Origin of the sequence: Janthinobacterium leeuwenhoeki (genome assembly GCF_051380795.1) — a bacterium.
In the GTDB taxonomy this organism is placed as follows: domain Bacteria; phylum Pseudomonadota; class Gammaproteobacteria; order Burkholderiales; family Burkholderiaceae_D; genus Janthinobacterium.
In genome coordinates this window covers 237,847-250,311 of record NZ_JBNYXT010000004.1, presented here as the reverse complement: position 1 = coordinate 250,311, position 12,465 = coordinate 237,847, and the positions used below count along the sequence as shown (strand labels likewise).

Genomic DNA, 12,465 nt, shown 5'->3' with positions numbered 1-12,465 from the left:
GTCATCCACCACGGAGTTTTCCTACGTGGCGACAGGTAGTGTCCCTATGGTGAAGCCGGCGTCCGGCAGGGAAAATGGCCTTAACGGTGCTGCACGGTGCCGGAGGCCAGGCAGGAGCATCCATAATCCATCCTTACGCCATCCTTGGTGCGGATGATGAAGCAGACTAACCATAGGGCTAACGATCATGACTTCGAACAGCAACGACAAAAGCGGCAAGCAGTCGAGCAACCCGAGCAACCAACAGTCGGACAAGCAGCAGTCGGACAAACAGCAGGACAAGCCATCCGGCACCCGCCAGTCATCCGGTGGCAACCAGGGAGGCAAGCAAGAGCAGAATGTCGAGGCAAGCCGCCAAAGCCACAAGAACGACGGCAACAAGCAATCGGGCGCGCAACAAATGGGTCTGGGCAGGAGCGCCAGTGAACAATCGGGTTCGGGCGCCGGTTCGCACGGTGGCGCGCATGATCAGCATGTGGAAACGGGACGGGAAACGGGACGTCAAGGCCACAAGAATGATGACAAATCCTGATAGCCGAATCGTCTGATTGCCGGCAAAGCTGTCGATACTCTACTGCAGCATGGGGCGGTGCGGCAGCGCCGTGCCGGCCCATGGGTCGCGTAGGGCCAGGCCCGCCATTTCATGGGCGGTCCGACGGGTAAGGTGCGAAAGGCCGTTGTCTGGATCCGCATTCTGGGTGATAATTACGCCCATGAACGATACCACCACCTTACCCCCATTGCCCGATCGCCTGTCGATCGACCCTAGCAGCCCTTTCCACGTTGCAGCCGTGTTCGAGAACGACGTCGGCATCCGCTTCAACGACAAGGAACGTCTTGACGTGGAAGAATATTGCATCAGCGAACGCTGGATCAAGGTCGCTTCCACCAAGTCGCTGGACCGCCGCGGCCGTCCGCTGCAGATCAAGCTGAAGGGCAAAGTCGAAGCGTTTTACCGCTAAGCAACGCCTATAGTTGTCATCGAGGCCGATTTCCCATCGGCCTTTTTTACGTCTGCAGGGGTGGCTCAGCCGGTAGGTCAAGCCGCCGGCGGCGGCTGGAAGGCGCAAAATCCCGGCCACTGGTCGCGGCTGTCGCACACTTTCAGGCAGCCCTTGTTTTGCTTGAAGGTGGCGACGACCTTGATGGGAAAACCATATTTCGGCGTGGTGGCCAGGAAGGCGGACGGGCAGCTTTGCTCGTTGCTGAAGCGGAAAGTGATTTCTTCGCGGCGGCCCTTGCGCTCAAAGCTCAGCATGAAAGTTTCATTGCTGTTCCACTGCGCCTTGCCCGGCACGCGGAAACGGTAGCGCGGGCTGCCCGGCTGCTGCCCCTCCAGTTTCTGGCCGAAGACGCGGCTGCTGGCCGTGGCCGTCTCGACCTTGGCAACGGGATACACGACCGCAAACATGTAAGTGCCGGCAAAACCCTGGTCGAAACCGAGGCCCTTTTGATAAAACGGCACGACGATATGCGGCGCGCCCGCGTATTCCACGCTGTTGTGGGCCGTCACGCGCGACGTCAGCTTGTCATCGGGCGCTTTGCCGAAGACGACGTCCACTTCCACCAGGGCCTGGCTCTTGTCGATGTCTTGCGCCAGATAATCCTTGGGGAACAGCTCGCCATGCACGCAACCGGCCAGCAGGGAAGCGGCGACGCAGCCGGCGATGAGTTTGGGGTTGATCATGGCTGGTTTCCTTCCGGCGGCGCGGAGCTGAGGCCCAGGCCCGTCACTTGCAAGCCATTCTTACCTTGTTTCCATTGAAATTGCTGGCCGAACCAGGCCAGCTCCAGTTCGCGCCGGATGCGGTTCGAATCCGTGCGGCCCTGGCCCGCCTTGATGGCGGCGCCCGCCTGCGCGGAAGCGGCTTCCGACAAGGGCTTCAACCACCGTTGATAAGTGTCTGGCGGCAAGGCCAGGACGCCGGCCACACCGTCGTCGCGCGTGGCAACGATAATCCCCACCTTCGTCAGCGCATTCGTCAGATAAGCGCCGCGCCGCCCGTCGGGCGAGACGGAGACCAGCATGGCGGGCGCGTAATCGCCGCTGACGCTGCCCGGCACGTCAAACCACAGCAGCTCGCCCGTGAGCGTATCGAGCGCGCGACCGTCGCGGGGAAACAGCAGCACCTCGCTGCGGCCCGGCTGCGGCACGCCCCATTCGGGGTCGCGTTCCGTGCGCACCATGCTGTCGCGCTGCATGGGACTGATGGGACGCATCAGCGGTTCGCCATTCTGCACGCCAATGAGTATCGTGCCCTGGCCCGTATAGCCCTTGGTAAAGGCCAGCAGCATGGGCTGGCCTTCGCGCGTAGCCTTGATGGGCCGCACTTCCACCACTTCGCGCGCGCCGCCGGGCCAATAGCCATGCTTGCGGAAAGTCAAGGTGACGAGCGGGTCGTGGCGGTCACGCGTGACGACAAAGTCGCCGTATTGCTTCATCACCGGCACGTATGGCGTTTGCGCCTGCGCGGCAGGCAGGACGGCGGCAAGCACGCTGGCGGCCGCCGCCAGGCGGCGCAGGGGGAAAGAAAGGGACAGCATGGCATCCTGTAAAGGTCGCACGGGGCGAAGGATGCACATCATAGACGATTCCTCGTCAGCAACACTGCCCAATTGGAAACATCAGTGGCGCTGGATTTCGATCAGCTCGATTTCGAACAGCTTGGGCCACAATTTACCCGTGACAAACAAGCGCTTGCCGCGCGCATCCCAGGCGATGCCGTTGAGCACGGCATCGGGATTGGCCGTGCCCCGCTGCCCGGGCGGCAGCAAGCCCGTCAGGTCGATCCAGCCGACGACCTTGCCGCTGGCCGGGTCGATGCGGGCGATCACGTCCGCGCCCCACACATTCGCATACAACTCGCCATCGACCATTTCCAGCTCGTTCAGGCGCTCGATGGGGCGGCCTTCCGCCTTCACCTCAAAGCGGCGAACCTCGGCCAGGGTTTTCGGGTTGAGCACGCGGATGGCGGAACTGCCGTCGCTCATGTAGACAAATTGACTGTCGCTGGCCAGGCCCCAGCCTTCGCCCTGATAGCTGAATTTGCGCTTGAGTTTGAAGGTTTTCTGGTCGAATACATAACCTGTCTGCGACATCCACGTCAGACCAAGGATTTCATCGCCCACGCCCGTGATGCCTTCGCCGAACACTTTCTTGTCGAGCATGCTTTTCTGCAGCACCTTGCCCGTTGTCAATTCCACCTTGCGCAAGGAGGACTGGCCGTTCTGGCCCGTGCTTTCATACAGATGACCATCCTTGAACAGCAAGCCCTGGGTAAACGCCTGGGGGTCGTGCGGATAGATATTCTTGACGAAATAGCCATATACGGGAATGGCGGCCTGGGCATAGCCCATTTCGCTCATCAGGCCCACGGTGCATAACAATCCCAGCAGCAGCGAGCCGGCCGTGCGTTTCAGTCTGGCTATACCTGTGTTCTTCATATTCTTGGCGGTGGTTGGCGAGCGCCTATTGTAATCGCCCGGGCTGCGCCATGCGCGCTCTGACGAGCTCCAGCCAGGCGCGGGCAGCGAATGACAGGCGTCCGCCGCGGCGCCAGGCCAGCATCAGATTCCACTCCACGGGCGGGCCGTCCAGGGGAATCACGGCAAACTGCGCTGGCTCCAGGGTATCGCAATACATCTTCGGCAGCAGGCAGATGCCCACGCCCAGCCGCACCAGCGAAGCAATGAAATCCCACTGGCCGCTGCGGCCCGTGATGCGCGGGGCGAAACCGGCCCGCTGGCAAGCATCCTGCACGATGTCGTTGAGGGCGAAGGCGGCGCCATAGAAAATGAAGGGGCTGTCGGCCAGCTCGGCCAGAGCCACGGAAGCGCGTCCCTGCCACGCCGAGCCCGGTGCGGCCAGCAGGCACAGCGGCGAGCGCACGAGGGGCAAGGCGTCGAAATCCTGCCAGGTGGCCGCATTGCCCGGGTAATCGAGCATGGTGCCCAGTTCCACCGTTCCCGTGCGCAAGTCGCGTTCGATGGCTTGCGTGCCGCTCTCATACATTTTGAGTTCGATGCCCGGATAGCGCTGGTGGTATTCGGCCAGCCACGGCGCCAGGGTGGAATGCGTTTGCGGCGATACGCCAACGCGCAGTTCTCCCCGTTCCAGATGTTGCAGGTCGCGCAACTCCACCTTCAATTCCGCGTGCAGGGCCAGCAATTCATGCGCGCGCGACAGCACTACCTTGCCCGCGTCCGTCAGGGTGAACCGCTTGCCGGCGCGGTCGAGCAAGGCCAGGTCCAGCGACTGTTCCAGTTGCTGGACCATCTTGCTGACGGTGGGCTGCGTCACGTGCAGCCTGGCGGCCGCGCGCGTAAAGCTGGCTTGCTCGACCACTTCGACGAAGTAGCGCAGGGAACGGATATCCATGATGCATTCCAATATCGAATGATAATCATGAGTTTAAGTCATTTTATCTTTTGATGTGGGGTCACTAAAATAAAAACTTCCCCCAGCCGCTTGAAAGCCCGCCGTGAAAGCCTTGCACTGTTCCACCGCCGCCCTGCCCTCCATCCCCGTCTGGCGCCAGCCCGCGCAGACCGTGTGGCAAGTGGGCATCTTGATTGCCGCCTGGTGGCTCGCCGACGAGGCCGCTTCCGCCCTGTACTTGCCGTTTTCCGGCGGCGTGGTGGGCCTGTTCGTGCTGGTGGCCCTGCTGCTGGCGGGCTGGGTGCGGCCTGCCGCCATCGAACTGGGCGCGAACTGGCTGCTGGCCAACATGCTGCTGTTCTTCATTCCCCTGGTCGTCTCCGTGGTGCAATTTACGCAGCTGTTGAAGTCGCAGGGCTTGATGCTGCTCGTGAATATCGGCCTGGGCTTTGCCAGCGTGATGCTGGCCACGGCCTTCACCGTGGAATGGGTGTGCCGTTATGAGCGCAAGCTGCGCCTGCAAAAACTGCTGCGCCAGCGCGCAGCCAGGGCGCAAGCATGAACAGCCTGTTCCTGTCGCTGCTGTTTTTGCTGCTGACCCTGGTGCTGTTCTACGCCAACCAGGCGCTACATCGCCGCCATCCGCATTTTTTGCTGACGCCCGCCATCTGTACCTGGGCGATACTGATCGTCATCGTGCAGGCCACCTCGACGCCGTTCGCCACCTATTTCGGCGAGACGCGCTGGCTGCCTTGGCTGCTGGGGCCGGCCACCATCGCCTTCGCCCTGCCCATCTTCCAGGAGCGCAAGCTGATCCGCAGGCACTGGCTGGCCCTGTCGCTGGGCAGCTGCGCCGGCATCGTGGCATCGGTCGCCGCCACCCTGCTGCTGGATCGCTTGCTGGGCGTGCATGGGGACATGGCGCGCAGCCTGCTGGCACGCTCCGTGTCGACGCCGTTCGCGCTGGAAGCGTCGCGCCACATGGGCGGCTCGGCCCAGCTGACGGGCATCTTCGTGGTGATGACGGGCTTGTTCGGCTTGATGCTGGGCAAACCGCTGCTGAAACTGCTGCCCTTGCGCATGCGCATCGCCCGCGGCGCGCCATATGGCGCGGCCGCGCACGGCTTTGGCTTGTCCGTGGCGCGCCGGGCCGGCACGGAAGAAGGCGCCGTGGCCAGCCTGACGATGATTTTCTCGGGCGTCGTGACGGTGCTGCTGGCGCCGCTGCTGGGGCATCTGCTGGGCTAAACCACCACGCCAGCGGCGTTTATCGGGGATAATACGCCTTTCCCCATTCCAGGCAGCCGCGCCACGATGAAATACCCTGCAGTCCTCCCCTTCAGCGACATCTTGCCACGCCTGCATGAATTCGACGCCATCATCGATGTGCGCACTCCGTCCGAGTTCGCGGAAGACCATTTGCCGGGCGCCATCAACCTGCCCGTGCTGGACGACGAGCAGCGCGTGCGCGTCGGCACCTTATATAAACAGACGAGCGCCTTCGAAGCGAAAAAGCTGGGCGCGGCGCTGGTGGCGAAAAATATCGCGCGGCATATCGAAGAAGGTTTTCTCGGTCATCCGCACTCCTGGTCCCCCCTCGTCTACTGCTGGCGCGGCGGCAACCGCAGCGGCGCCATGGCGCACATCCTGGCGCGCATCGGCTGGCCCGTGACGCAGCTCGACGGCGGCTACAAGGATTACCGGCGCCACGTGAATGCCGAACTGGCCACCCTGCCCGAACGCTTCGACTTCATCAACGTGCTGTGCGGCCCGACGGGCAGCGGCAAGAGTCGTTTGCTGCAAGTACTGGACAAACAAGGCGCGCAAGTGATCGACCTGGAAGATCTGGCGGCCCACCGCGGCTCCGTGCTGGGCGGCTTGCCCGAAGAAGACCAGCCATCGCAAAAAGCGTTTGAAAGCGCGCTGTGGCAGCAGTTGCGCCATTTTGACCCGGCGCTGCCCGTCTTCATCGAATCGGAAAGCAAGAAAGTGGGCCGTTTGCGCGTGCCCGATGCCCTGATGGAAAAGATGCGCGCCGCCGATTGCACCGACGTGCAACTGGCCACGGACCAGCGCGTGCAATTGCTGATGCAAGACTATGCGCATTTCGTCGGCGACCCGGCGCGCCTGAACGTGCAGCTGGCCCTTTTGACCCAGCTGCATGGCAAGGAGAAAATTGCCCATTGGCAGCAGTTGGCCACGGCGGGCCACATGGCCGAGCTAGTGCAAGAATTGCTGGTACTGCACTACGACCCCGTCTACCGGCAATCGATCGCCCGCAACTTCAGCCGCTACGCCCAGGCGATGCCGCTGCTCTTGCCCGATATTTCAGAACATGCCTTTGAGCAAGCCGCGCGCGCATTATGTGCTATCGTCGGAAACGGAAAGCAATGAACCCAAAGACAGAATACCGGGGTCGGACCCTGAGGGTACGACCGCGAATTTTGCGTCTGGGGTAAACATGATCATAGCAGTACATAACATCAGCAGGAACTCCCATGTCAGATAGCGCAGTAACACCAAATACCCCCATCCGATTGACCGAATTTGCCCATGGCGGCGGCTGCGGCTGCAAAATTGCGCCCGGAGTGCTGGCCGACATTTTGAAGGGCAGCGGCGGTTTTCCCCTGCCGAAGCAATTGCTGGTCGGCATAGAAACCTCGGATGACGCGGCCGTCTACCTGCTCAACGACGAGCAGGCGCTGATCGCCACGACGGATTTCTTCATGCCCATCGTCGACGACCCGTTCGACTTCGGCCGCATCGCCGCCACGAATGCCATTTCCGACGTGTACGCCATGGGCGGCACGCCCATCATGGCCCTGGCCCTGGTCGGCATGCCGATCAACAAGCTGCCGGTGGAAACCATCGGCCTCATATTAAAAGGCGGCGAAACCATCTGCGCCCAGGCCGGCATCCCCATCGCGGGCGGCCACACCATCGATTCCGTCGAGCCGATCTATGGCCTGGTCGTGCTGGGCCTGGTGCACCCCTCGCAAGTGAAGCGCAACGCGGGCGCACGCGCCGGCGATAAACTGGTATTGGGCAAACCGATCGGCGTGGGCATTTTGTCGGCCGCGCTGAAGAAGAATGCGCTCGATGCGGATGGCTACGCCTCGCTGATAGCCAACACCACCAAACTGAATACCCCGGGCAAGAAACTGGCCCTGCTGGACGGCGTGCATGCGCTGACGGATGTGACGGGCTTCGGCTTGCTGGGCCATACGCTGGAACTGGCGCGCGGCGCCAAGCTGCAGGCGCGCATCGCCATGGATGCCGTGCCGCTGCTGCCGCAAGTGCAGCAACTGGCGCAAAATGGCAACATCACGGGCGCATCAGGCCGCAACTGGCAGGGCTACGGCGCGCAAGTGGCGCTGGACGACAGCCTGAGCGCCATCGACAAGGCGATCCTGACGGACCCGCAAACGGCCGGCCCCCTGCTGGTGGCGTGCGCGCCGGAAGCCGTCGAGCAAGTGCTGGCCATTTTCCGCGCCGAAGGCTTTGACGACGCGGTCGTCATCGGCGAGATGCAGGAAGGCAGTACCGGGGTTTCCGTATATTAATGAACAATTTTTTAAAGGTAGTCCCATGACCATGTTCCACAACTCATTCAACAAGTTCCCCGCCATCCTGGCCACCGTCGCCGCCACCCTGGCCATCCACAGCGGCCTGGCGCAGGCGCAGCAAGTGTTGCGCGTGTCCGCCATTCCCGACGAAGCTCCGACGGAATTGCAGCGCAAGTTCAAGCCGCTGGGCAGCTATCTGGAGAAAAAGCTGGGCATGAAGGTGGAATTTACGCCGGTCACCGATTACGCGGCCTCCGTGGAAGGCTTGATCAATAACAAGCTCGACATGGTCTGGTTCGGCGGTTTTACTTTCGTGCAGGCGAACGTGCGCAGCGGCGGCAAGATCGTGCCCCTGGTGCAGCGCGAGGAAGACACGAAATTCCGCTCCGTGTTTGTGACCACCAGCAAGGACATCCATCAATTGTCCGACCTGAAAGGCAAAAATTTCACCTTCGGCTCGGAATCGTCGACCTCGGGCCATTTGATGCCGCGCTACTACTTGCTGGCCGCCAAGATCAATCCGGATACGGACATGAAACGCATCGCGTTTTCCGGCGCGCATGACGCTACCGTGGCGGCAGTGGCCGGCGGCAAGGTCGACGCGGGCACCTTGAACATTTCCGTGTGGGAAAAACTGCTCGAAACGAAAAAAGTCGACCCAAGCAAGGTACGCGTGTTCTACACGACACCCGGCTACTACGACTACAACTGGAGCGTGCGCGCCGACATGAACCCCGTCGTGCGCAAGAAGCTGACGGACGCCTTCCTGGCGCTGGACCCTGCCACGCCTGAAGGCAAGGAAATCCTCGAGCTGCAGCGCGCCACGAAGTTCATCCCCACCAAGGCCGAGAATTACAAGGATATCGAAGCGGCGGCGCGCGATGCGAAGCTGTTGAAGTAATTGACGCCGACGCGTTTCACCGTAGGTCGGATTAGGCCGGAGGCCGTAATCCGACAACATTGTTGGCTTCACTGTGTCGGATGACGCGGCTTCGCCGCTAATCCGACCTACGTTGCCCTTGCATGGCGGAATCCGACACCGCCCCAAAAAAACCGAAACATCGCATGACATTCCAACTTCACAAGGTCAGCGTCCACCACGCGGGTGCCGCCAGCAATGCCCTGGCCCTGCGCGAGCTGGACCTGGAGGTGGCCCGGGGTGAACAGATCGCCCTGATCGGCCCTTCCGGCGCCGGCAAGACCAGTTTGCTGCACACCCTGGCCTGCGCTCTGCGCCCCGAGTCCGGCACCTTGAGCATCCTTGGCACTTTTCCCTGGCAGATCGGCAGCGCCGGGCGCCACGCCTTGCGTGCGCGCCTGTTCCTGGCGCCGCAAACGCCGCCCTTGCCGCCGCGCCAGCGCGTCGTCAACGCCGTGCTGGCGGGCCGCTTGCCGCACTGGAGCTTGTGGACGGCCATCCGTTCGCTGGTCGTGCCCGTCGACCCGCGCGCCGCGTGGGAAGCCCTGGGCAAATTCAATCTGCAGGATAAATTGTATGCGCGTGTCGACCGCCTCTCCGGCGGCGAACGCCAGCGCTGCGGCATGGCCCGCGCGCTCGTATCAAATGCACAAGTCTTCCTCGTCGACGAGCCCTTGTCCGCGCTCGACCCCACACTCGCTTTGCAGACGATCCATGTGCTGCAGGCCGAAGCGACGGCGCGCAACGCCACCCTGATCTGCAGCCTGCACCAGGTGGACATCGCCCGCGCCTGTTTTACGCGCATCGTCGCCTTGCGCGACGGCAAGATCGTCTTCGACTTGCCCAGCAGCGAGGTCAGCGACGCCATGATCGCCGAGCTGTACCGCAACAAGGCCGATCCCGCGCCCCTGAACGAGCCGTTGGAAACGCACCTGGACGCCGCGAGGCCCCTTTGCTGACGAGCACCGCGATGCCGCGCGACCCCGCCTGGCGCGGGCGCTTGACTACCACTGTCGTGGTACTGCTGGTGCTGTGGCCGATGCTGGTGCAGGCCGAATTCAAGCCGTGGATGTTATTCGATGCGCAAAGCCTGGCGGCCACCTGGCAATTCCTTGCCAGCTTCGTGCCGCCCGCCCACTCGCTGGAATTTTTGCAACTGGTAGCGGTATCGAGCTGGGAAACCATTGCCATGGCCACGGCCGGCATGGCGCTGGCCATGCTGGGGGCCATACCGCTGACCTTATTGGTGACGGAGCGTTTGTCGCTTTCGCGCATCGGCTCTGGCCAAGTGTCGCCGCTGGCCGCCGCCCTGCGCCATTGCGTGCGCGCGCTGCTGGTGCTGCTGCGCAGCGTGCCGGAACTGGTCTGGGCATTATTGCTGGTACGCATCGTGGGACTGGGACCGACGGCGGGCGTGATCGCCATCGCGCTCACGTATTGCGGCATGCTGGGCAAGGTCTACGCGGAAGTTTTCGAATCGTCGGATGCGTCCGCCTGCAACGCCCTGCTCCACAACGGCAGCGGCCGCTTGAAAGCCTTGCTGTACGGCGCCCTGCCCGAATCGGCCGCTGAACTGGTGTCCTACACGATTTACCGCTGGGAATGCGCGATCCGCGGCTCCGTTGTCATGGGTTTTGTCGGCGCGGGCGGCCTGGGCCAGCGCATGGATGAATCGATGAAGATGATGGCGGGCAGTGAACTGGCCACCATGCTGATGGTGTTCGTGCTGCTGGTGGCGGGCGCGGACGCCGTGTCCGCCATGCTGCGCCGGAGGCTGGCATGAAGAACGACACATCCATGCTACCTGTTTCCCCTCCCGTGCGCTGGTCCACCTGGGCCCTGCTGGCCGGTTTAGTGCTGCTGGTCATCGCCAGCTTCGCCACCCTGCCCCTGAAATGGGGCGAATTCTTCAGTGCCGACGCCGTGCGCACGAGCGCCGACTTCCTGCACGGCTTCGCCCCGCCAGAGCTGGCCAGCCCCTTCCTCATGAAAGTCGGCGTGGCCACCTTCGAGACGCTGGCCATGTCGGCCATCGGCACGCTGATTGCGGCCGTGCTGGGCGCACTGCTGGCCCTGCCCGCCAGCGGCCGTTTTGGCAAGCTGGCGCGCAACGCCACGCGCGCCATATTGAATGTGCTGCGCTCGATACCGGAACTGGTGTGGGCCTCGATCCTGCTGATCGCCGCCGGCCTGGGCCCGTTCGCCGGCACCCTGGCGCTGGCGCTGCATACGGTGGGCGTGCTGGGCCGATTGTTTGCCGATGCGTTTGAAAATTGTCCGCCCTTGCCGGTCGCCACCTTGCGCATGAATGGCGCGCGCCCCGCCGTGGCCTTCCTGTACGCCACCTTGCCGCAATGCAGCCCGCAGATGATGTCCTACACCCTGTACCGCTGGGAAAACAATATCCGCGCCGCCGCCATCCTCGGCGTGGTCGGCGCGGGTGGCCTGGGGCAGATGCTGAAATATCACTTGTCACTGTTCCAGATGCAGAACGCCGCCACCGTCATCGTCGCCATGCTGCTGATGGTGGCCGCCGTCGATGGCCTCAGCTACCTGCTGCGCCGCGCCATGACCCGTTAATTTTTACTTTTCACAAGGAATGCCCATGTCAGGCTGGTGGACCATTATCTCGACGCAAACGCCGGAGCAGCTGGCCGATATGACGAAAGTCAACAAAGAGGCCTTTCTGGCCACCTGGGAAGCGGGCCTGTTCGGCGCGGACTGGATCGCGCAATTGTGTGAGCAAGGCAAGGCGACCCAGCTGAGCTTCAACGGTTTCCCCAACCGCTACACGGCCATGGCGGAGGTCATCGTGCCCCTGCTGCGGGCGGGCATTGCCGAGGCGCAGGATGGCGAATTTCCGCCGGGCCAGCTGACGGGCTGGCCCGCTTGCATTACCGTGCATCCGGAGCGCATCACCGCCTGTGCCCCGGGACAGCTGCTGACGATCGAAGTGTGGGACCAATCCTAAGTTGCTATCGATAAATACGCGTTGGGAGCCGGCGCGGCAGCAATACCGTCAATATTGCAAATACATCAATGTCTGACCTTGTCGCCTAAGAAATTCTGAAGATTTGAACAACATGATCATCCGCCCAACCATCGCCAGTGACTGGCCAGCTCTGAAAGCCACGCGCCTGGCCGCCCTGCTCGATGCCCCCACCGCCTTTGGCGCCAGCCACGCCAGCGCAGCCGCTTTTTCCAATGCCGACTGGCAGCAGCGCGCCATCAGCACACCGCAACGCACGTTTTTCCTCGCCATCGATGGCGAGCAAGCCATCGGCCTCGCCGCACAAGTGGTGGCAGGCAATGGCGAATGCAACCTGATCGCCATGTGGGTACGATCCGAATATCGAGGCATGGCCGTGGCGCAGGGGCTGGTCGAGGCCGTGAAACAATGTGCCGTGAACAATGGCCATGCGCGGCTGGTACTCGGCGTGGCACCCGAGAATGCCCGCGCGGCCGCCTTTTACCAGAAGCAGGGTTTTGTATTCCTGCCGGAATGGGAAGCGCTGGAAAGCCATCCGCATATCCAGGTGCAAAAAATGGAATGGCTGGCGCCGGCATGAGCTCAATCAGTTGGCACACCCCGAGGATGCACT

At 62.6% G+C, this 12,465-nt stretch carries 16 protein-coding genes; 12 read left to right on the top strand and 4 right to left on the bottom strand.

Going from position 1 to position 12,465, the window contains the following annotated elements; all coding sequences use genetic code 11:
* Nucleotides 1-187: 187 nt before the first annotated feature.
* Complete coding sequence (locus tag ACQ4WS_RS05940; RefSeq protein WP_436474538.1) at nucleotides 188-532, top strand: hypothetical protein; 345 nt, start codon at nucleotides 188-190, stop codon at nucleotides 530-532.
* Between the two features lie 181 nt (nucleotides 533-713).
* On the top strand, nucleotides 714-962 hold the full coding sequence (locus tag ACQ4WS_RS05935; RefSeq protein WP_101481332.1) for a DUF3297 family protein: 249 nt from the start codon (nucleotides 714-716) through the stop codon (nucleotides 960-962).
* A gap of 77 nt (nucleotides 963-1,039) precedes the next feature.
* On the opposite strand, the gene ACQ4WS_RS05930 is transcribed toward ACQ4WS_RS05935, so the two are convergent.
* From ACQ4WS_RS05930 to ACQ4WS_RS05915, 4 genes are all read right to left on the bottom strand, one after another.
* Nucleotides 1,040-1,687 carry a hypothetical protein gene (locus ACQ4WS_RS05930; protein WP_436474536.1) on the bottom strand — a complete coding sequence of 216 codons (648 nt, stop codon included), beginning with the start codon at nucleotides 1,685-1,687 and terminating at the stop codon, nucleotides 1,040-1,042.
* On the bottom strand, nucleotides 1,684-2,544 hold the full coding sequence (locus tag ACQ4WS_RS05925; protein ID WP_436474534.1) for a hypothetical protein: 861 nt from the start codon (nucleotides 2,542-2,544) through the stop codon (nucleotides 1,684-1,686). The genes ACQ4WS_RS05930 and ACQ4WS_RS05925 overlap by 4 nt, the downstream gene beginning before the upstream one ends.
* A gap of 81 nt (nucleotides 2,545-2,625) precedes the next feature.
* Nucleotides 2,626-3,444: a glutaminyl-peptide cyclotransferase gene (locus ACQ4WS_RS05920; RefSeq protein WP_436474532.1), complete on the bottom strand. Its 819-nt coding sequence runs from the start codon at nucleotides 3,442-3,444 to the stop codon at nucleotides 2,626-2,628.
* A gap of 25 nt (nucleotides 3,445-3,469) precedes the next feature.
* Entirely contained in the window at nucleotides 3,470-4,378 is a 909-nt protein-coding gene (locus tag ACQ4WS_RS05915; protein WP_436474530.1) for a LysR family transcriptional regulator, read from the bottom strand.
* Between the two features lie 103 nt (nucleotides 4,379-4,481).
* On the opposite strand from ACQ4WS_RS05915, the gene ACQ4WS_RS05910 reads away from it, so the two are divergent.
* The 10 genes from ACQ4WS_RS05910 to ACQ4WS_RS05865 all read left to right on the top strand — a co-directional run bounded on the left by ACQ4WS_RS05910 (nucleotide 4,482) and on the right by ACQ4WS_RS05865 (nucleotide 12,432).
* Complete coding sequence (locus ACQ4WS_RS05910) at nucleotides 4,482-4,940, top strand: CidA/LrgA family protein (RefSeq protein WP_436474528.1); 459 nt, start codon at nucleotides 4,482-4,484, stop codon at nucleotides 4,938-4,940.
* Nucleotides 4,937-5,626: an LrgB family protein gene (locus tag ACQ4WS_RS05905; RefSeq protein WP_436474526.1), complete on the top strand. Its 690-nt coding sequence runs from the start codon at nucleotides 4,937-4,939 to the stop codon at nucleotides 5,624-5,626. The genes ACQ4WS_RS05910 and ACQ4WS_RS05905 overlap by 4 nt, the downstream gene beginning before the upstream one ends.
* A gap of 66 nt (nucleotides 5,627-5,692) precedes the next feature.
* Nucleotides 5,693-6,772 (top strand): tRNA 2-selenouridine(34) synthase MnmH, encoded by a 1,080-nt coding sequence (gene mnmH / locus ACQ4WS_RS05900; RefSeq protein WP_436474524.1) that lies wholly within the window; start codon nucleotides 5,693-5,695, stop codon nucleotides 6,770-6,772.
* A gap of 104 nt (nucleotides 6,773-6,876) precedes the next feature.
* The gene (gene selD / locus ACQ4WS_RS05895; RefSeq protein WP_436474522.1) at nucleotides 6,877-7,941 is read left to right on the top strand and encodes a selenide, water dikinase SelD; all 1,065 of its coding nucleotides are present in this window, start codon (nucleotides 6,877-6,879) and stop codon (nucleotides 7,939-7,941) included.
* 25 nt (nucleotides 7,942-7,966) lie between these two features.
* On the top strand, nucleotides 7,967-8,845 hold the full coding sequence (locus ACQ4WS_RS05890) for a putative selenate ABC transporter substrate-binding protein (protein WP_436474521.1): 879 nt from the start codon (nucleotides 7,967-7,969) through the stop codon (nucleotides 8,843-8,845).
* A 164-nt stretch (nucleotides 8,846-9,009) separates the two neighbouring features.
* Entirely contained in the window at nucleotides 9,010-9,822 is an 813-nt protein-coding gene (locus ACQ4WS_RS05885; RefSeq protein WP_436474519.1) for a phosphonate ABC transporter ATP-binding protein, read from the top strand.
* A gap of 11 nt (nucleotides 9,823-9,833) precedes the next feature.
* Nucleotides 9,834-10,646 carry a PhnE/PtxC family ABC transporter permease gene (locus tag ACQ4WS_RS05880; protein WP_436474580.1) on the top strand — a complete coding sequence of 271 codons (813 nt, stop codon included), beginning with the start codon at nucleotides 9,834-9,836 and terminating at the stop codon, nucleotides 10,644-10,646.
* Nucleotides 10,643-11,443 (top strand): phosphonate ABC transporter, permease protein PhnE, encoded by an 801-nt coding sequence (phnE, locus tag ACQ4WS_RS05875; RefSeq protein ID WP_436474517.1) that lies wholly within the window; start codon nucleotides 10,643-10,645, stop codon nucleotides 11,441-11,443. Before ACQ4WS_RS05880 ends, phnE begins: the two co-directional genes overlap by 4 nt.
* Before the next feature lie 25 nt (nucleotides 11,444-11,468).
* On the top strand, nucleotides 11,469-11,834 hold the full coding sequence (locus tag ACQ4WS_RS05870; protein ID WP_436474515.1) for a hypothetical protein: 366 nt from the start codon (nucleotides 11,469-11,471) through the stop codon (nucleotides 11,832-11,834).
* A 112-nt stretch (nucleotides 11,835-11,946) separates the two neighbouring features.
* The gene (locus ACQ4WS_RS05865; RefSeq protein ID WP_436474513.1) at nucleotides 11,947-12,432 is read left to right on the top strand and encodes a GNAT family N-acetyltransferase; all 486 of its coding nucleotides are present in this window, start codon (nucleotides 11,947-11,949) and stop codon (nucleotides 12,430-12,432) included.
* Nucleotides 12,433-12,465: the final 33 nt, after the last annotated feature.